Origin of the sequence: Parvibacter caecicola, from assembly GCF_003725335.1 — a bacterium.
Taxonomy (GTDB): Bacteria; Actinomycetota; Coriobacteriia; order Coriobacteriales; family Eggerthellaceae; genus Parvibacter; species Parvibacter caecicola.
Window position 1 is genome coordinate 120,538 of the sequence record NZ_QIBY01000001.1, and the last position, 19,274, is coordinate 139,811.

Consider the following 19,274-nt stretch of genomic DNA (forward strand, 5'->3'; position numbering starts at 1 on the left):
TTGTTCCCCCCCCACGGAAGTGCCCCGCTGCGGCGGGGCACTTCCTTTTCTGCGTCATAAACCAGAACAAGAACAGATGTGCGCTATAATGCAAGCGGCCCAACCGGAGGGAGGTGCAGTGGAGCGCACGTATTTGGCCATAGACCTGAAATCCTTTTACGCTTCGGCCGAATGCGTGGCCCGGGGGCTGGATCCGCTGCGCACCCATTTGGTGGTGGCCGACCAAGAGCGCAGCGACCGCACCATCTGCCTGGCGGTTTCCCCTTCCCTGAAGGCGGCCGGTGTCTCCTCGCGCCCCCGGCTCTTCGAAGTGGTGCAGAAGGCGGACGAGCTGAACCGCCGGCGACGCCGTTTCGCGCCGGGCGGCGCGTTTTCCGGCAGCTCCCCTTTCCCTGAGCAATTGGCGGCCGACCCCGCCCTTTCGCTCTCCTACATTGTGGCGCCCCCGCGCATGGCCTATTACATCGAGCAAAGCGCCAAGGTGTACCAGGTGTATCTGCGCTACATCGCCCCGGAGGACATCCACGTGTACTCGGTGGATGAGGTATTCATGGACATTACCGGGTATCTGGCCCTGTACCGCATGAACGCGCACGATCTGGCGCGCAAGATGATTCGCGATGTGCTGGCGGAAACCGGCATCACCGCCACTGCCGGCATAGGCTCCAATTTGTACCTGGCGAAAGTGGCCATGGACATCGAGGCAAAGCATTTGCTGGCCGATGCCGACGGCGTGCGCATAGCCGAGCTGGACGAGATGGCCTACCGGCGCCAACTGTGGGGCCACCAGCCCCTTTCGGATTTTTGGCGGGTGGGGCGCGCCACCCAGCGCAAGCTGAACGAGATGGGCCTTTACACCATGGGAGACGTGGCCCGCTGTTCGTTGGGCCCCGCTGGCGCCTACCACAGCGAAGACACCCTGTTCAAGGTGTTCGGGGTGAACGCCGAACTGCTCATCGACCACGCTTGGGGCCATGAGCCGGTTACCTTGGCCCAGATAAAGGCCTACCGCCCCGCCGACAAGAGCCTGGCCCAGGGACAGGTGCTGCCCCGCCCCTATCGGTTTGCCAAAGCGCGGCTGGTGGTGTGGGAGATGGCCCAGCAGCTGGCGGAAGACCTGCTGGAAAAGCAGCTGGTGGCGGGGCAGCTGGTGCTGCAGGTGGGCTACGACCGCGCCAGCTTGGAGGAGGCGGGCGGCCATGCGGGGCCGGTGGACACCGACTACTACGGATGGGCGGTGCCGCCCCACGCCCGCGGTTCGGCCAACCTCTCTCTTCCCACCTCTTCGGCCTATGTCATCGGCCAGGAGGCCCAGCAGCTGTTCGATCGCATTTGCGATGAGCACTTGCTGGTGCGCCGCATGTCCATCGGCGCCGCTCGCGTGCAGCCGGCAGACGAGGCCCCTGCCGCCGCATTGCTGCAGCCGTCGCTGTTCGACGATCAGGAGGCCTTAGAGCAGCAGCTCCGGCACGAAGAGGCGATGGCCGCCCGCGAGCAATCGGTGCAGGAGGCGGCCGTCGCCATAAAGCGCCGGTTTGGCAAAAACGCGGTGCTGCGGGCGGCCAACCTGCAAGAGGGCGCCACGGCCCCTCAGCGGAACCAGCAGATAGGAGGTCATCGCGCATGAGCCGAAAGCCCGCGCCATCGCCCGCGCCGGACAATTACGAGGACATCATCGGGCTTCCCCGCCCCGCCTCCCGCAAGCCGCCGCTCAGCATGAGCAGCCGTGCCGCCCAGTTCGTGCCCTTCGCGGCCCTTTCCGGCCATGAGGAGACCATAAAGCAGGTGGTGCGCGAATGGGAGGAGCGCAGCTGAGGCTTATCGCGCCCCGCCCACCGCTTCCCCTCCCCCTCCTTCCTCGATAAGGTTGCGGCCATAGGGGCCGTGGCCGGGTGAGTGCTACAATTCCCCCTGTTTTCCAAACCTCAAGGAGGAACCCCATGCTCTCTGAGCGCATGCTTACCACGGTAGTGAAATCGATGACCGATAAAACCCTGGCGCTGCATCCGGTGCCCACCGGCACCCTGCCCGACCCGGTGCCCGGCCAGGCCTACACCCTTTACGTGCACGTGCCCTTTTGCGAGAGGCTGTGCCCCTACTGCTCTTTCAACCGCTTCCCCTACCGGGAAGAGCGGGCGCGCACTTATTTCAAAGCGCTACGCAGGGAGATGCAGCTGCTGAAGGACAAGGGCTACGATTTCGAAAGCGCCTACATCGGCGGCGGCACCCCCACGGTGGACATCGACGAGCTGTGCGAGACCATCGACTTGGCCCGCGACATGTTCTCCATCAAAGAGGTGAATTCCGAAACCAACCCCAACCACTTGATTCCCGAGTACCTGGACAAGCTGAAAGGGCGCATCCAGAGGTTGTCCGTGGGGGTGCAATCCTTCGACGACGGGCTGTTGCGCCAGATGGACCGCTACGAGAAGTATGGTTGCGGTGCCGAGATATTCGAGCGCATCGGCGAGGCAGCCCCTTATTTCGAGTCGCTGAACGTGGACATGATTTTCAACTTCCCCTCCCAAACCGAAGACATCCTCATTTCCGATTGCGAGAAGATAGCCCTGTGTGGCTGCCACCAAACCACGTTCTCGCCGTTGTACCAATCGGGCGCCACCACCCGCAAGATGGAGAGCGTGCTGGGAAAGATGGACTACAACAAGGAGCGCCGCTTCTACCATATTTTGGACGGTATCTTGTGCGGTGGCGACGAGCCTTATTTCGAGCGCCGCACGCTTTGGACCTTCAACCGGCTGGACGAGAATCTGGAGCGCCGTCAGCACCTGGAGGTGGACGAGTACGCCGTGGCCTATGAGGAGTGCGTGGGCATTGGATCGGGCTCCATCACCCATTTGGGGGACAACCTGTTCGTCAACACCTTCGATTTGGAAGAGTACGCCGACATCGTGAACGCCGGCCGCCTGCCGTTGATGGGCTGCACCGATTTGACGGTGCGCGATTTGATGCGCTACAAGTTCCTGCTGCAGCTGTACAGCTTGCGCTTCGACAAGCACGAGTTCGAGCGCGATTTCGGCGTGTCGGTAGAGCAGGGCCTGCCGGTGGAGATGGCCTTCATGCGCGCCAACAAGGCCTTTGCCACCGATAACGCCGACGAGCTTACCCTCACCCCTGCCGGCCGCTACCTCACCGTGGTGCTGTACCGCCAGTACCTGGCCGGCTTGAACAACCTGCGGGAACAGGCGCGCAGCCATTTGAAGGGCATCGAACACGATTTGCTGTTTGGCGACGGCACGGAAAAGTAAGCGACGCGCGGCGCCTCGTTCGACGAGGTGCCGTTTTTTTAGGCCAGCCCCAGCAGCGTGTACAGCTCTTTGCGGGTGTTGATGCCCATCTTTTCGTAGATGTGCCGCACATGGGTCTTCACTGTTCCCTGGGCGATGTAAAGGTCGGCCGCGGAGGGGGCCTTCGGCTTCCAGGGGGGTTGCGTTGTTGACGGCCGTTACAGGCTGGCCACGTAGCGGCCGGTCACATAGCCGGCGGTGATGGCGCGGCCCACCGACAGGCCTTCGATGTCCATCGGGTAGTTGCTGTTGCCGAAGAAGGGACCCAAGGCGTTGCCCACGTAGTCGCCGGCGGCGATGATGACGCCCTTCGCGGCCCGCAGCAGGATGTGGGCATCGTCGCTCTTGCGCTTGTCGATGGCGCCCACCACGCGCTCGCCCTCTTTCAATAGCTGTACGCAGGGGGTCTCGAAGTAGACTTCCGCACCTTCTGCCTGTACCGCGTCGCCGATGGCCAGAGCGCCCTTCTGGTGCCCCTCGTCATGGAAGTAGGTGTTGGCGTGGAAGTGAACCTCATGGCCGTTGCAGTTCACGGTGTAGTCATAGGGCTTCGACTCGCTGCCGCCCGCCTTGGCCGCCTCTTCCCACCAAGCCAGCGCCTCTTGGGAGTTGCGGGCCCAGGCTTCCACCTGGCCGGCGTTGATGCGGTAGTCGCTCTTGTAGTTGATGTAGGAAACGGCCGCCTTGATGCCCGCTTCGGAAGTTTTGGTGAGGTCGATGGAGGCGCCCAGTTTCTCGGCGTCCTTCATGGTCAGCCAGCCGGCCGGCAAATCGTCTGCGGTCTCCGAATGGCACTTGGTGCAGTAGTAGATGGAAGCGCGATGGGCCTTGTGGCAGGTGGAGCAGTCGTAGTTGTCGTGCTGCATCGCATGGGGGTTGAACTCGCAATCGGCGGTTTTCTCGGTCAGCTCGTCGCGGGTCATATTGTGGCAACTTTCGTTCAGACAGAACTCGGTGCCAGGCTTGCCGGAGGCTTCGGTAAGCTCGCTTTCGGTGCGCTCGAGCAGCGCACCGCCAAAAGTGTACGTCCCCCCGACACGCCCCCTGACACGCCTTGCGAAAAGAAAGCGGGTCAGAAGTTTTCCTTCTGACCCGCTTCGATAAGCTGGTCGGGTTGACAGGATTTGAACCTGCGACCCCTTGACCCCCAGTCAAGTGCGCTACCAAACTGCGCCACAACCCGTTGGTGTCTGCTTCAAGCAGCTTGCTCAAAACAGCTTGAATAGATTACCCCTAGTGCTTCCTCAATGCAAGGGGAAATTTTGCGACTGGCTTAAATCTGCTCAATCTTGTCGAGGATGGCATCGGCGAGCCGGGTCTTCGCCATGAGGGGCAGCGCTTCGGAGCCGGATTCAGTGATGAGCAGCGCCTGGTTGTCGTCAGTGCCGAACCCCTTGCCCTCCCCCACTTGGTTGGCAACAATCATGTCGGCATGTTTGCTGGCCAGCTTCTGGCGCCCGTAGCGCTCTATGTCGCTGGTTTCGGCAGCAAAGCCCACCACAATCTGCCCGGGCCGTTTGCGGGTCCCCATGGTGGCCAGGATGTCTGGGTTTTCCACGAACCGTACGTGCTCCAGCCCCTCTTGCCCCTCAGTGCCCTTTTTCAGCTTTTCCTTGGCCGTTTCTGCCGGGCGGAAATCTGCCACAGCCGCTGAGGCGATGAAGACATCGGCCGAATCGAAGGCCTCTTCGCAGGCGGCCAACATGTCGCGGGCCGTCTTCACGGGCACCACGGTGGCCCCCATCGGCGCCGGAAGGGAAACGGGGCCGCTTACCAGCGTCACCTCGGCGCCGCGGGACAGCGCCGCTTCAGCGAGGGCGTAACCCATCTTCCCCGAGGAGTAGTTGGAGACGAAGCGCACCGCATCGATGGGCTCCACTGTGGGGCCGGCCGTGATAAGCACCTTGCGTCCAGTCCAGGGCAACGGTGCTGCTTCGCGCTGGAAGTGCTCGTCCACTACATCGGCTATCTGCTCCGGTTCGGGCAGGCGCCCGGGGCCCAGGTCGCCGCAGGCCTGATATCCGCTGGCGGCATCGATGACGGCGATGCCGCGGCGGCGCAGGGTGGCAAGATTGTCTTGGGTGACCGTCTTTTCGTACATGTGCACGTTCATGGCCGGTGCCACCATCACGGGGGCGGTGCAAGCGAGCACGGTGGAGGTGAGCAGATCGTCGGCAATGCCGGCGGCCATTTTCGCCACCACATTGGCGGTGGCGGGGGCAATCAGGAATAAGTCGCACCCCTGGCCCAGCGTGATGTGGGGAATGGGATTGCCGGGGCAGTCGAACTCGTCTGTCAGCGCCTCGTGATGGCTCAAGGCGGCAAACGTGAGCGGGGATACGAACTGTGCGGCATTGGCGGTCATCATCACGCGCACATCGTAGCCGCGTTTCTGGAGCGCCCGCACGATTTCCGCCGCCTTGTAGGCGGCGATGCCGCCCGAAACCCCCAGTAGCACCGTTTTCATGGTGTTCGTCTCCTTACCGGCCCAGCCCCAGATGGGGTTCCAACACGCTTGCCAGCACCTTAACATGGGCCTTCGTGGCGTTCAGGCAGGGCACGTACACTATTTCACCTGTTGCTGCCGGCGCGTAAGCAGGCTGTTCCCCGTCGTGGTCGTGCGCCTCGCCGTACAGCTCCCAATCTCGTTTGCGGGCCGTGTATTCGGGCACGAACTGTTGCTGGATGTCGTAGATGGTTTCCAGGCAGTCGATGGCGAAGTTGGGGCACGCGATGAACACCCGCGCGTCGCCGGCGTTTTCGGCCCAGGCTTTCAAAGTGTCGCGGCTGAAGGGCTTGAGCCACTGGCGTCCCTTGTCGAATTGGCACTGGTAGCCGATGGTCCATTGGCGCCGGTCGAGCCCCAGTTCGTTGGCTATCCCCAAACTGGAAGCCCCTACTTGCAGCTCGTAGTTATCCCCCGCCTCAAGGTCGTTCAGGGGAACCGAGTGAAACGAGAACAGCAGCCGGTCGTCGGAAGCGGGGTTGTAGCCGGCGTTGCGGATGGCGGCGGCCATGGCTTTCAGGTACACCGGATGGTTGTGGTAGTCGCTCACCACTACCGTTTCCCCTTTGAAGTGGCTTTTGCGGAAGGCGCGCTCGGCCTTGTCGGTTACCGATCCGGTGGTGGAAAAGGCAGCCTGCGGGTACAGCGGCAGCACAACGATGCGAGCCGCCCCCGCTTTCTTCAGCTGCTTGATGGCGGCCTCCAGGGAAGGCTGTCCGTAGCTCATGGCGGAGCGCACGGTGACGGGCGTTCCCTGTGCTGCGAAGTGGGCTTCAAGCCCTCGGGCTAGCTTTTCCTGAGTGGCCACCAAAGGCGATCCCTCCGGCGTCCAAATAGAGCGGTACTTCTGGGCCGACGCCTTGCCCCGTTTCGGCAAAATGCACAAGTGCAGAATCAGAGACCAGGGCACAAGCCCCATAGGGCGGATGCGCCGGTCCATGAGGAATTGCGAAAGGTACTTCCGTACCGCCCGGGGCGTGGGCTTGCCGGGGGTGCCGGTATTGGCCAGCACCACTGCCGTGCGGCCTTCAAGTTCAGCGTGCTTCTTCATATACCCAGCTTTCAACGGACGGGTACGGGGCGAAGGCCAGCATGTTGGCCACGTTTTCGCCGTATTGGGTCTTCCCCATGCTGCGCCCCTCCAAATCGTCGAGGGCATAGGAGAGGTCGGTGGGAAGGTTGTCGGCAAATTCCAGCTGCTCCCCTGTTACGGGATGGACGAACCCCAGGCGGTAACTGTGGAGGAACTGGCGGTTGAGCCCCAAATCAGAGCAGCTGTGCTTGGGGGCATGGGCCCGATAGAGCGGGTCGCCCACCAGCGGATGGCCGGCATAGGTCATGTGCACCCGGATCTGATGGGTGCGTCCGGTGAACAGCTTGCACTCCACCAGGGTGTAGCCGTTGTCCTTCGGCGCCGCTTCGAAGCGCTCCAGCACCTTGAAGGTGGTGAGGGCGTCGCGGGCGGAGGGCACGTCGCGCACCGCCATGCGGGTGCGATCGGTGGCGCTGCGGGCGATGGGGGCGTCAATCATGCCGGTGTCGTGGGGCAGGATGCCGTGCACCAGCGCCAGATAGCGCCGATCCACCGCTTTCACCTGGATGGCCTCCATGAGCGCTTGGCCCGCTTCGTCCGTTTTGGCGGCCATCATAAGGCCGGTGGTGTCGCGGTCAAGCCGGTGCACGATGCCCTGGCGGTCGTCCTCCCCTTGCACGTTGCACAGATGCTCGGGGCCGCAGTGATGCAAAAGGGCGTTCACCAGGGTGCCGGAGCGGTAGTCGTCGCAGGGGTGGCACACCAGCATGGCCTGCTTGGATATCACCAGCAGGTGCTCGTCTTCGAAGCGCACGTCCAGCGGGATGGGCTCGGCCGCCGCCGGAAGCACCTCCGGCGCCTCTGCCTGCAGGGCGCAAACCAAATCCCCCGCTTGCACCAAGTGCTTCTTCGCCACAGTTTGACCGTTCACCTGAACTTCGCCGTTTTCGATGGCCTTCGCCGCAGCTGCGCGGCTGCCGAACAGGCCGCAGGAGGCGCAATAGGCATCCAATCTCTGGGACGCCTCGGCGGCAGTGACGGTTCTCTGGGCCAGCTGGCTCAAGGGGCCTCCTTAACGGGAAACGGGCAAAGCAATGGGGCGGGCAATAAGTGTAACCCCCTTTCCCCAGGGCAGGAAAAGAGGGTTTTCGTCAGTTGGCAGGCTCGGGGTTCTCGCTATCGCTTGCAGGCCGTTGCAGCAGCAATGACAGCACCAGCAGCACGAAGCCGCAGGTAACCCCGATGTCGGCCACGTTGAACACTGGAAAGTCGATGAACAGGGGCTGGATGAAGTCCACCACGTAGCCCAGGGCGAAGCGGTCGATGGCGTTGCCGATACCGCCGGCCGCCACCAGCCCCACCGCTACGGCGCTGAGGGGCGAGGCGTCGGGAGCGAGCACGAACAGAAACACCAGCAGCACTGCCACCACCGCCACAGAGAGCACTCCCAATAGCACGGTGGCGCCGTCCATCATGCCCCAGGCGGCGCCGGTGTTGTGCACCGTGCGCAGGCACAAGATGTCCCCGAAGGGCCCCGCCACAACGGAACCCACAGGGAATTGGTTGAAAAACGCCTTGGTGGCCTGATCGGTGCCGAGCAGCAGCACCACGATGACGGCCACTATGGCGCCGTTGCGGGCCCGATGGGCGCGCGGTGCCGTTTGGCTGGCGCCGGTGTCAGCGATCATGGGCTACTCCGCTGCCTCAAGGGCGTCGAGGGCATCGCCGCAGCGCTCGCACACGTCCGGGTGAGAGGGATTGCCCCCCAGCGCGCGAATGTTCCAGCAGCGGGGGCACTTCTCCCCTTCCGCCACCGAAACTGCGGCCGACAGCTGGTCGCCTTCCTCGACGCGCACTGTTGCCACGATAAACAGCTCTTCCAGCATGGGAAGGCCATAGCGCTCAAGCAGCTGCGCCACATCGGCGGGAGCGGTGAGGGCGATGGCGGCCTCTTGGCTTTTGTTTATCACCTTGGCGGTGCGGGCGTCTTCCAGGGCCTTGGTGACCACATCGCGAACCGCCATGATCTGGGCGAAATCGGCCCGCAGCTGCTCTTGAGCCTGGGCATCCGGCAGCGCCGGCACGAAATCGCGCACATGGGGCCAACCGGCCAGCTGGGCGCTGAAAGGACGTCCTTCCCGGTTGCGCTCGGCGGGCGGGTAGCATTCCCACACCTCGTCGGCGGTGAAGGATAGAATGGGAGCCACCAGTCGCACCAGCGCTTCCAGCACGTTCATCAGCACCGTCTGCACCGCGCGACGGCGCGGAGAGTTGGGGGCCTCAGCGTACAGGCGGTCTTTCGCCTCGTCCATGTAAACAGCGGAAAGTTCGTTGGCGAAATCGTAGATGGCGCGGTACACGCCGTTGAAGCGGTAGGTTTCGTAGGCGTTCTCCACCTCTTTCACCAAATCGGCCAGCTGCACCATCACATAGCGGTCGAAGGGCTCAAGGTCATCGAAATTGGTAACGGCATCGCGTTCGAAGTCGAAATCGTCCAAGTTGCCCAGCAGGAAGCGGAAGGTGTTGCGGATACGGCGGTAGGCATCGGACACCTGCTTCAAGATGTTGTCGGAGATGGAAACGTCTTGGGAGTAGTCCACCGACGAAACCCACAGGCGCAGCACGTCGGCGCCGAAGGTGCTCATCACTTCCTCGGGGTCTACCCCGTTGCCCAGCGATTTGGACATCTTGCGGCCCTGCTCGTCCATGGTGAAGCCGCAGTGCATCACCGACTTGTAGGGGGCCACGCCGTAGCAGCCCACCGAGGTGAGCAGCGACGACTGGAACCAGCCGCGGTGCTGGTCGGAGCCCTCCAGGTACAAATCGGCCGGGAAATGCACCCCTTCGGCGGCGCGGTGCTTCAGCACGCTGGTGTGGGACACGCCGGATTCCCACCACACGTCCAGGATGTCCTTCTCGGGCACCAGGTCGTGGCTGCCGCACTTCTCGCAGCACACGGTGCGGGGCAGGTACTCGCTGGGCTTCTTGGTGAACCAGGCATCGGCCCCTTCTTGATCGAACAGCTTGATGACGGCATCGAAGCTCTCTTCGGTGGCCACCACTTCACCGCACTTTTCGCAGCGGAACACCGGGATGGGTACGCCCCAGCTGCGCTGGCGGGATATGCACCAGTCGGGGCGGTCGGCCACCATCGAGCCGATGCGGTTCTTCGCCCAGGCGGGCACCCATTCCACGTCGGTGTTGATGATGCGCAGGGCGTCTTCGCGCAGGGCGTTCTCGTCCATGGAGACGAACCACTGCTCGGTGGCGCGGAAGATCACCGGCTTGTGGCAGCGCCAGCAATGGGGGTAGCTGTGGTTGATTTTCTTTTCCGCCACCAGCGTCCCCTGTTCCCGCAGCCATTCGATGATCTTCGGGTTGGCGTCATCGGTGGAAAGCCCTTCGAAGGGGCCCGCTTCGGCGGTCAGCACGCCGTTGTCGTCCACCGGCATGCGCACAGGGATGTCGAACTCCAGGCCCACCAGGTAGTCGTCCTGGCCATGGCCGGGGGCGGTGTGCACGGCGCCGGTGCCGGTGTCGAGGGTGACGTGGTCGCCGTAAATGAGGCTGCCTTGAAGGTCCTGGCGGATAGGGCAGGTGTAGGTGAGGCCGCACAGCTGCTTGCCAGCGACGGTCACCGGGTTGCCTTCCGCATCGCTCACCAGCGCCCAGTCGGCCCAACCGGCCTCCTGAGCCACTTGCTCCACCAGGTCTTTCGCCATGATCATGTTTTTGCCCTCTGCCTGCACCATCACGTAGGCGGCATCAGGCGCCAGGCTCACGGCGGCGTTGGCCGGCAGCGTCCAGGGGGTGGTGGTCCAAATCAGCACGTAGGCAGCGCCCTCGGCGCCGTTGGCCTCGAAGATGCCGGGCATCACGTCCAGCTTGAAGTTGACAAAGATGGAGGGCGACACCTCGTCGCTATATTCGATTTCCGCCTCCGCCAGCGCCGTGTGGCAATTGGAGCACCAGTGGATGGGCTTGCGGCCGCGGTAGATGGAGCCCTGCAGGTACATGTCCTTGAACACTTCCACGTTGCCCGACTCGTAGTTGGGGGTGAAAGTGAGGTACGGGTGCTCCCAGTCGCCGTTCACGCCCAGGCGCTTGAAGCCTTCCCGCTGGATGTTCACGTAGCGCTCGGCCCACTCGCGGCACAGGCGGCGCAAGGTGGGCTGGTCGATGGCGGCCATCTTTTCGGGCCCCAAAGTTACCTCAACCATGTGTTCGATGGGCTGGCCATGGCAGTCCCAACCGGGGATATAAGGGGTGTAAAAGCCGCGCTGGGCGTGGCTTTTGTTCACGAAGTCCTTCAGAATCTTGTTGAAGGAGTGGCCGATGTGGATGGGGCCGTTGGCGTAGGGCGGGCCGTCGTGGAGGATGAAGGGCTTGCCGTCCTTGTTCTTCTCCAGCACTTTGCCGTAGATGTCTTCCTGGGCCCATTTTTCCAAGCGCTTTGGCTCGTTTTGGGGCAGGTTGGCCCGCATGGAAAAATCGGTCTGGGGAAGATTCATGGTGTCCTTGTAACTATTTGCCACTTTCCCATCTCACCTTTCCTGGTTTTACGGCGCATAGCGCGCCATTTCAAACTGCAAAATTATACGACAAGATGCACCCGCCGCCTTGCGGCAATTGCCCGTGCAACGCAAAAGGCCCTGCCGGTGCCCTTGCCGCCCCAGCTATTTGTAGTCCGAGGGGTTCTTGCTGGAAGAGCCGGTGCCCTTCCCCTCCAAGGACAGGTCGCTGCCGAAGCGTACTGCCTTCTCGCCGAAACGCTCCTTGAGGGCGTCCGCGGCCTCAAGGAGCCGGTGGTTTCTCTGGTCGCGCAGCGCGCTTTCCGCTTCCGGGGTGTCGCCCACTTCGTCGAACAGGGACGCCTCCGCGCCAGCGGGCCCGTCGAACCCGCTGACCGCCACCCCCAAAAGGCGCACTTTCATGCCCGGCGCCCACAGCTCCCCCATCATCGCGGGAAACAGCGCCCTCCAGGCCAGCTCGTCGTCGGAAGGGGGCGCAAGCGGCCTTTGCACGCTGCGGGTGGAGCGGTCGTCGTAGCGCATGCGCACCGCCAGCGTGCGCCCCTTTAGCCCTTTGCGCCGCAGCCGCCGCCCCACCATGGTGGATATGCTGAACAGGCTGGCGAGTATCTCCTCTTCGCCGGTCAGGTCATCGGCGAAGGTTACCTCGTGGGACACGGACTTCACCGCATCGTCTTGCTGAACGTCGGCAGTGTCTGCCCCCAGGGCACGGGCCCGCATCTCGTCGGCACGAATGCCGAAGATGCGCTGCAGTACCGCAGGGCTTGCCTGAGCCAGTTCCCCCAGCGTCTTGATGCCCCGCGCCTTCAGCTGCGCCTCGGCAGCCGGGCCGATGCCGCTTAAGTCGCGCACCGGCAGCGGCGCCATGAAGGTGCGCTCGGTGCCGGGGTACACCACGGTGATGCCGCGGGGCTTGTCCTGATCGGAAGCGATTTTCGCCACCGCCTTCGTGGAGCCCACCCCGATGGAGCAGGTAACCCCCAGCTCAGCCACCCGCCTTTGGATGCGCTGGGCGATGGCCACCGGATGCTCGGTGTTCAAGGCGTTGGGGGTGACGTCCATGAAGGCCTCGTCGATAGAGACCTGTTGCACATGGGGGGTTTCGTCGTGCAAGATGGCCATCACCTGCCGCGACATCTCGCGATAGCGGTCGAAGCGGCCAGGGGTCCAGATGGCGTCGGGGCACAGGCGGGCGGCGGTGGAAGCGGGCATGGCGCTGCGCACTCCGAAGGACCGCGCCTCGTAGGAACAGGTGGAAACAACCCCGTGGCGATGGGCGTCGCCGCCTACGATGACGGGCTTGCCGCGCCAGGCGGGGTGATCCAATTGCTCAACGGAGGCGAAGAAGGCGTCCAGGTCCACCAGCAGGATGGCCCGCCCCTGCCATGGCTCCAGAGGCAGCACGGCGCGGAGCTAGCGCTTGTCGGCCAGGAAGAACAGGGCCATGGTGCCCGGGCCCGAATGGGCGCCGATCACCGGGTCCACCCAGTTGATCACCACGTCCTTCACGCCGAAGCGCTTCTTCACGAGGCCGGCCACGTACTGGGCGTCTTCCAGGCAATCGCCATGGGTGATGAACACCGTTTGATCGGCCACGGGGGCGATGGCGCTCTGCTCCATGTGGTCCACCAGCGCTTTCAGCGACTTCTTGCGGCCGCGCACTTTTTCAAGCGGGATGAGGTGGCCCTCGTCGTCCACGTGCATCACCGGTTTGATGTTGAGCAGGGTGCCAGCCCAGGCGCTGGTCTTGGAAACGCGGCCGCCGCGGAACAGGAACATGAGGTCGTCCACGGTAAACCAGTGGGCCAGCTTCAGCTTGTTGTCCTCCACCCATTGAGCCACTTCCTCAAGTGAGGCTCCTTCCCGGGCCATTTTGGCGGCGTGCCACACCAGCAGCCCCTCCCCGCCGGAAGCGGCCAGGGTGTCCACGGAGACAAGGGTGCGGTCCGGGTATTCCTTCGCCAGCTGGCGGATGAGGATGTCGGTGGCCTCGAAGGTGCCGGAAAGGCCGCTGGAAAAGCCCAGGTACAGCACGTCGTTGCCTTTGTCCAGGATGGAGCGCAGCAGCTTTTCGGAGTATTCCAGGCTGGGAAGCGAGGTGGTGACCACTTTTCCCTCCCGCATCATGCAGTAGAACTGGGACAGGTCGGTTTTCTCCCCCTTCAGGTAGCTAGTGTAGTTATCGCCGTCGATGATGAACCGCAGCGGCAAAATGTGCAGCCCGTACTCGTCGATCATCTCCTCGGTAAGATTGCTGGATGAGTCGGTGACGATTTCAAATGCCACGATTGCCTCCTCGATACGGTAAAACGGCCCCTTCTGGGTTGAATACGGGGAAGATTATAGCCATTTGTCCAACGCTGCCCCCAGATTGTCAACATGCCTGGGGGCAGCGTTGGAAACCTAGTTGAACTTGAAGATCTTCTGGGCGATGTGATAACCCCCCAGACCGATCTTGCCGCCCATGTCGGTGGGCAGATTGGTGGCCACGTTCAGCACGTTGGTGCGGATACGCCGGTACAGCGAGGGGTTCTTTTCCTTCAGGTAGTCCCAGATGCCCTGCAGGTCCTGTTCGTCTTGCTCGCCGCCGCGCATGCGCAAAAACACCGAGCAGATGCACATCATCATGGACAAGTAGTTGCGCAGGTAGTGGCGCAGGTGCCGCTGGCGCACCTCCTGGGGGTTCACGTTGTCAATCATCTGGCGCGTCACTCGCAGCTGCTGGTCCATGCGGCCCATCATCACCTTCTCGTTCACCGACTGGTCTTCGCGGCCGATGAAGTAGCGGTAGGCGTCCTGGTTGAAATAGCGCATGGTGCGTACGTGCACCAGCGGCTCGTAGACGAAGATGTTGTCCACGTAGAAGGTGTGCTCCGGCAGCGTGAGGTGCATCTTCTCCAGCATTTCGGTGCGGTAGTAAACCGAGTGCATCAGCAGGTACTGGCTGGGCAGGAAGTTGCCCACCTCGTCCCAGCCGAACTCGTAGCCCTCCGGCAGAACGTTGGAGTAGCCCATCACCTTCTGCACGCCCTCATCCACTTTTTCGTATACGTAATTGGCCACCACCATGTCGCAGGGCACCGGCGCCTCTACCTGGGTGCGCATGTAAGCCATCAGCGGCTCCATGGCCTCGGGGTTCAGCCAATCGTCGGAGTCAACTACCTTGAAATAGAACCCGGTGGCGTTGGCCAGCCCAGTGTTCACGGCGCCGCCGTGGCCTTTGTTGGGCTGGTGGATGGCGCGGATGATGTCGGGGTGGCGCTCCTGCCACTTGTCGCAGATGGCCGGCGTGTCGTCTTTGGCGGAGCCGTCGTCCACCAGCAGGATTTCGATGTCAGAGCCGCACTGCAGTAGTGTTTCCACGCAATGGTCCATGTAGGCGGCCGAGTTGTAGCAGGGCACGGCAAAGGAAATGGTTTTCACAGGGCACCTCCCAGGTGGTTATTCGGAAAGCAGTTGGTCGGCCAGCTGCAGCGCAAGCACCACGATGGCGTCCATGTTGTAGTAGCGGTACTCCGCCAGGCGCCCCAATGGGTAGAAGTTGGGCAGGTTCTCGGTGAGGGAACGGTAGCGCTGGTAGTGGGCATTGTTCTCGGGGTTGATGATGGCGTAGTAGGGAATCTGCTCGCGCGGGTTCTCGTAGGCGCGTGAGTACTCCTTCATGATGGTGGTATTGGGGGCCACCTGCCCGGTGAGGTGCTTGAACTCGGTGATGCGGGTGTAGTCTTCGGAAACCGTGAAGTTCACAGTGCCCACGGGGAACTTCATTTCCTCGTCGTAGGTTTCGTACACGAAGTCCAGGCTGCGGTAGGGCAAACGGCCGAAGCGGGCCAGGAACAGTTCGTCCAGGGGCCCGGTGTAGATGATGGGCCCTTCGAACACTTCGTCTTTCAGGGTGATGGCGCACAGCCGCGCGTCTTCGGCGCCGCTTTCGAACTCCAGTCCCATCACGCTTTCCGCCTCCGTCTCCAGCGAAACGGTGATCAACGGATGGTCGAGCATGTTCAGGAACAGCTGGGTGTAGCCCTCCCCCGGCATGCCCTGATAGGTATCTTGGAAATAGCGGTTGTCGCGGGAGATGAACACCGGAACGCGGCCGGTGACGGAAGGGTCCACCTCGTCGGGGGTGAGGCCCCATTGTTTCTGAGTGTAGTACAGGAACACGTTCTGGTACACGAATTCAGCAACTTCCTGCAGGTCGGGGTCGTCCTGGGCCCGCAGTTCGGTGATGGTCACCTTGCGCTCATCGCCAAAGGTGTCGATCAACTTGTTCATCAGCTGCAACGCCTTTTCCGGACCGAACACGATTTCCATCGAGTTCTTGTTGAAGGGTACCGGGATGTAGGTGCCGTTCAGGTTGGCCAGCACCTCGTGCTGGTAGGTGCGCCAATTGGTGAAACGAGCCAGGTACTCGTAGGCCCGCTGGTTGTTGGTGTGGAAGATGTGGGGGCCATAGGCGTGCACCAGAATGCCCGCCTCGTCGTAGCAGTCGTACATGTTGCCGCCCACATGGGAGCGCTTCTCGATGATGAGCACCCGCTTGCCGCCGCGCTCGGCCAATTCACGGGCCACAACACTGCCGGCAAAGCCGCTGCCCACCACAACGGCATCGATTTGCGAGAGGTCTACTTCGGCGTAGGGAACAAGATTCACAGCCATCGGTTCCTTTCAGCTCATAAGCGGTTCGCCCGAAGGCTTTCCCGCTGCAAGGGCCATATTTGTCCGCCCGCAATTCTACCCAAGTTTGCGGGCAGGTAACGGACTTCCTCAATTAAACCGAATAAAAACGCCGCGGCTGCCCCTGCTGGGCCTCTGGGCCTTGCAGAACCGTAAGATAGAGGGGCAACCTCACAGAAAGAAGGTCCCCATGAGCGCGTTTCTCGATTCTATGATCAGCCGGGCCCGTTCCCGCAAGCAAACCATCGTGCTTCCCGAGGGAGCCGACCCCCGTACCCTTGAAGCGGCTGAGAAAGTGCTGGCGGCCGACATCGCCAACGTGGTGATTCTGGGCAACCCCGAGCAAATTGCTGCTTCCGGCTTCAATCTGGAAGGCGCCCAGGTGGTAAACCCCGCCACCTCCGAGCTGAAGGAGTCCTTCGCCGAGGAGCTGGCCCGGCTGCGCGCTCATAAGGGCATGACCTACGACATGGCGCTGGGGCTGGTGGAAAACGAACTGTACTTCGGCGTGATGATGGTGAAAACCGGCCGTGCCAATGGCATGGTGGCCGGCGCCTGCCACGCCACCGGCGACGTGCTACGCCCGTGCTTGCAAATCCTGAAGTGCGCCCCGGGCGTGAAGTTGGTCAGCTCGTTCTTCGTAATGGTGGTGCCCAACTGCGAATACGGCGAGAATGGCACCTTCATCTTCAGTGACTGCGGCCTGGAGGTACAGCCCACCGCCGAGAACCTTGCCCACATCGCCGTCAACTCCGCCAAGAGCTGGGAAACCATCATGGGCACCCAGCCCCGCGTGGCCCTGCTTTCCCATTCTTCCCACGGATCGGCCAAGAACGACGACGCCAATAAGGTGATCGAGGCAGTGGCCGAGGCCCATCGCCTCGCCCCCGCCCTCATGCTCGATGGCGAACTGCAGCTGGATGCCGCCATCGTGCCTTCGGTGGGCAAATCGAAGGCACCCGATTCCCCGGTGGCCGGCCAGGCGAACATCCTGGTGTTCCCCGACCTGGATGCCGGCAACATCGGCTACAAGTTGGTGCAGCGGCTTGCCAAGGCGGAAGCCTACGGCCCCATCACCCAGGGTATTGCCGCCCCGGTGAACGACCTCTCCCGCGGCTGCACCGCCGACGACATCGTTGGCGTAGTGGCCATCACCTGCGTGCAAGCGCAAGCGCGGGGGTAATTGCTTGTATAGACGGGCTTGAGACTTCCCCGTAGTGGAAGTTGGGCGGTATCCCAATTCGCTCAGACAGTCCTGCTTTGGAAAAGGCGCCACTGGCGCCTTTTCGTCGTGCGGAACTCGCTCGGTTGGAACACCGCCCAACTTCCTGATCGCCGCATTTATCCAGTTGAGTTACCGGTCGGCCCCTTTCAAGGGGGAGATGCAATAGGAGGGCTTGCCGGTGTTCCAACCGAGCGAGTTCCGCATGAGCCGAAAGCGCCAGTGGCGCTTTCGTGCGAGCCCAGGACTGTCTGAGCGAATTGGGATACCGGCAAGCCCTCCCCGCGGGGAGCTGCGACTCCATCCATTGGGATACCGCCCAACTTCCCTAGCTGAAGAGTTGCAAGTCCGGTTTTTTGCAGCTTCAGGCTGGGCTTAAGGTCGCTTACCCCAGTTGTTCGACGATTTGGTAGGTGTCGCGGGCGATCATGTATTCCTCGTTGGTGGGGATGACGATGACGCGCACGCGGGAGTCGTCGCTGGAGATTTCCCGCTCGTAGCCGCGTTCCTTGTTCTTTTCCGGGTCGAGCTCGATGCCGATGGAATTCAGGCCCGAGAAAATCATACGGCGCATCTTTTCACAGTTCTCCCCCACGCCGGCAGTGAGCACGATGGCGTCTACCCCGCCCAGCACGGCGATGTAGGAGCCGATGAACTTTTTGACGGAATTGGAGTACATCTCGTAGGCCAGCTGCGCCCGCTCGTGGCCCTCTTCGGAGGCGGTGCGGATGGTGCGCAGGTCGTTGGAAAGGCCGGAGATGCCCAGCAGGCCGGACTTCTTGTTCATGAGGTCGTTGACCTCTTGGGCGGTGAGGTTTTCATGGTCGATGAGGTAGGTGACGATGGCAGGGTCGATGGAGCCGCAGCGGGTGCCCATCATCAGGCCGTCGAGCGGGGTGAGGCCCATGGAGGTGTCCACCGCTACGCCGTGATCGATGGCGGAGATGGAGCAGCCGTTGCCCAAGTGGCAGGTGATCAGCTTTAAGTCCTCCAGTGGCTCGTCCAAAAAGGCGGCGGCGCGTTGGGAAATGTAGCGGTGGGAAGTGCCGTGGGCGCCGTATTTGCGGATGGCGTGCTTCTCGTACATTTCGTAGGGGATGGGGTACATGTAGGCCTTGGGGGGTAGTGTTTGGAAGAAGGAGGTGTCGAACACCGCCACCATCGGCTTGTCGGGCATGTGCTGCTGGCAGGCGTGGATGCCCATGAGGGCCGCCTTGTTGTGCAGGGGAGCCAGCTCTGCCAGCTCGTCGATCTTCTGGATGACGTCTTCGTCGATGAGCACCGACTTGTCGAAATAGCTGCCGCCCTGCACCACGCGGTGGCCGATGGCGTCGATTTCCTCCAGCGAGTCGATGGCTTTGGTGGGGCCGGAAGTGAGAGATTCCAGCACCAGCGCCATGGCCTGGTTGTGGTCGGCCATTTCGGCGTCGATCACCACTTCGTTGTCGTCGATGCCGTGCTTGTGGAAGGCGCCGGCGGTGCCCACCCGTTCGCAAATTCCCTTGGCAAGCACATCGTGCTTTTCCACGTTGATGAGTTGGTATTTGAGGGAAGAGGAGCCTGCGTTAATCACTAAAACGTTCAATGTGCCTCCTAAGAAATGGTTTTTACCATTCTAAAGAAAGGGGCTATGCGGGCTTTTCTTCCGGGAGGGTTTTCGGCCAGCGGCCCGTTTGGAGCACGCTGGCAGCCGGAATTGCCAGTGAACGGACGGTGGGCTTCTTAGCTCAAAGTGGTGTCCTGCTCTTCGTCCGAGCCGTGGAAGGCAAGCTCCCCTACCAGCACTTCCACTTGCTGATCGGCGGCGGACAGGCGCTTTTGCAGCGAGGCCAGCAGGGCAACACCGCGCTCGTAGTTTTTCAGGCTGTCTTCCAGCTCCAGCGTGTTGCTTTCCAGAAGCGTCACGATGCCCTCCAGCTCGGTCATGGCTTCGCGGAAGGACATTTCGTCGATGGGCTTTTGTTCGGTCATGGCAGTTGTTCCTTTCAGGGGCGGTTAG

General features: G+C 62.3%; 16 protein-coding genes, 1 tRNA gene and 1 pseudogene. 4 read left to right on the plus strand and 14 right to left on the minus strand.

Annotated elements, in window-relative coordinates:
* Nucleotides 1-118 precede the first annotated feature (118 nt).
* The 3 genes from DMP11_RS00530 to DMP11_RS00540 all read left to right on the plus strand — a co-directional run bounded on the left by DMP11_RS00530 (nucleotide 119) and on the right by DMP11_RS00540 (nucleotide 3,266).
* The gene (locus DMP11_RS00530; protein WP_371826719.1) at nucleotides 119-1,627 is read left to right on the plus strand and encodes a Y-family DNA polymerase; all 1,509 of its coding nucleotides are present in this window, start codon (nucleotides 119-121) and stop codon (nucleotides 1,625-1,627) included.
* Nucleotides 1,624-1,815, plus strand: a complete 192-nt coding sequence (locus DMP11_RS00535; RefSeq protein WP_123184543.1) for a hypothetical protein — start codon at nucleotides 1,624-1,626, stop codon at nucleotides 1,813-1,815. Before DMP11_RS00530 ends, DMP11_RS00535 begins: the two co-directional genes overlap by 4 nt.
* A 125-nt stretch (nucleotides 1,816-1,940) precedes the next feature.
* Nucleotides 1,941-3,266 (plus strand): coproporphyrinogen III oxidase family protein, encoded by a 1,326-nt coding sequence (locus tag DMP11_RS00540; RefSeq protein ID WP_123184544.1) that lies wholly within the window; start codon nucleotides 1,941-1,943, stop codon nucleotides 3,264-3,266.
* A gap of 38 nt (nucleotides 3,267-3,304) precedes the next feature.
* On the opposite strand, the pseudogene DMP11_RS10660 reads toward DMP11_RS00540, so the two are convergent.
* From DMP11_RS10660 to glf, 12 genes and pseudogenes are all read right to left on the minus strand, one after another.
* Nucleotides 3,305-3,406: pseudogene (locus DMP11_RS10660) on the minus strand (LuxR C-terminal-related transcriptional regulator); the annotation flags it as partial.
* A gap of 57 nt (nucleotides 3,407-3,463) precedes the next feature.
* Nucleotides 3,464-4,456 carry a cytochrome c3 family protein gene (locus tag DMP11_RS00550; protein WP_306811808.1) on the minus strand — a complete coding sequence of 331 codons (993 nt, stop codon included), beginning with the start codon at nucleotides 4,454-4,456 and terminating at the stop codon, nucleotides 3,464-3,466.
* A tRNA-Pro gene (locus DMP11_RS00555) sits at nucleotides 4,412-4,488 on the minus strand. Before DMP11_RS00555 ends, DMP11_RS00550 begins: the two co-directional genes overlap by 45 nt.
* A 90-nt stretch (nucleotides 4,489-4,578) precedes the next feature.
* Nucleotides 4,579-5,772: a bifunctional phosphopantothenoylcysteine decarboxylase/phosphopantothenate--cysteine ligase CoaBC gene (gene coaBC, locus DMP11_RS00560; RefSeq protein WP_123184547.1), complete on the minus strand. Its 1,194-nt coding sequence runs from the start codon at nucleotides 5,770-5,772 to the stop codon at nucleotides 4,579-4,581.
* Between the two features lie 13 nt (nucleotides 5,773-5,785).
* The gene (gene hemH, locus DMP11_RS00565; protein ID WP_123184548.1) at nucleotides 5,786-6,862 is read right to left on the minus strand and encodes a ferrochelatase; all 1,077 of its coding nucleotides are present in this window, start codon (nucleotides 6,860-6,862) and stop codon (nucleotides 5,786-5,788) included.
* Nucleotides 6,846-7,907 carry an RluA family pseudouridine synthase gene (locus DMP11_RS00570; RefSeq protein ID WP_123184549.1) on the minus strand — a complete coding sequence of 354 codons (1,062 nt, stop codon included), beginning with the start codon at nucleotides 7,905-7,907 and terminating at the stop codon, nucleotides 6,846-6,848. The genes hemH and DMP11_RS00570 overlap by 17 nt, the downstream gene beginning before the upstream one ends.
* Nucleotides 7,908-7,995: 88 nt before the next feature.
* A complete protein-coding gene (gene lspA, locus DMP11_RS00575) occupies nucleotides 7,996-8,532 on the minus strand; it encodes a signal peptidase II (protein WP_123184550.1) in 537 nt (178 codons plus the stop codon).
* A gap of 3 nt (nucleotides 8,533-8,535) precedes the next feature.
* Nucleotides 8,536-11,379 (minus strand): isoleucine--tRNA ligase, encoded by a 2,844-nt coding sequence (ileS, locus tag DMP11_RS00580; RefSeq protein WP_123184551.1) that lies wholly within the window; start codon nucleotides 11,377-11,379, stop codon nucleotides 8,536-8,538.
* 141 nt (nucleotides 11,380-11,520) lie between these two features.
* On the minus strand, nucleotides 11,521-12,780 hold the full coding sequence (gene dinB / locus DMP11_RS00585; protein ID WP_235869344.1) for a DNA polymerase IV: 1,260 nt from the start codon (nucleotides 12,778-12,780) through the stop codon (nucleotides 11,521-11,523).
* Between the two features lie 9 nt (nucleotides 12,781-12,789).
* Nucleotides 12,790-13,662 carry a DegV family protein gene (locus DMP11_RS00590; RefSeq protein ID WP_123184552.1) on the minus strand — a complete coding sequence of 291 codons (873 nt, stop codon included), beginning with the start codon at nucleotides 13,660-13,662 and terminating at the stop codon, nucleotides 12,790-12,792.
* 117 nt (nucleotides 13,663-13,779) lie between these two features.
* Entirely contained in the window at nucleotides 13,780-14,799 is a 1,020-nt protein-coding gene (locus DMP11_RS00595) for a glycosyltransferase (RefSeq protein WP_123184553.1), read from the minus strand.
* 18 nt (nucleotides 14,800-14,817) lie between these two features.
* Entirely contained in the window at nucleotides 14,818-16,035 is a 1,218-nt protein-coding gene (gene glf, locus DMP11_RS00600; RefSeq protein ID WP_123184554.1) for a UDP-galactopyranose mutase, read from the minus strand.
* A gap of 208 nt (nucleotides 16,036-16,243) precedes the next feature.
* Between glf and pta the strand changes: the two genes are divergently transcribed.
* Nucleotides 16,244-17,236 (plus strand): phosphate acetyltransferase, encoded by a 993-nt coding sequence (gene pta, locus DMP11_RS00605; RefSeq protein WP_123184555.1) that lies wholly within the window; start codon nucleotides 16,244-16,246, stop codon nucleotides 17,234-17,236.
* A gap of 424 nt (nucleotides 17,237-17,660) precedes the next feature.
* Here pta and DMP11_RS00610 read toward each other — a convergent pair whose 3' ends face one another.
* Complete coding sequence (locus DMP11_RS00610) at nucleotides 17,661-18,848, minus strand: acetate/propionate family kinase (protein WP_235869346.1); 1,188 nt, start codon at nucleotides 18,846-18,848, stop codon at nucleotides 17,661-17,663.
* 149 nt (nucleotides 18,849-18,997) lie between these two features.
* A complete protein-coding gene (gene xseB / locus DMP11_RS00615; protein WP_123184557.1) occupies nucleotides 18,998-19,246 on the minus strand; it encodes an exodeoxyribonuclease VII small subunit in 249 nt (82 codons plus the stop codon).
* Nucleotides 19,247-19,274 lie beyond the last annotated feature (28 nt).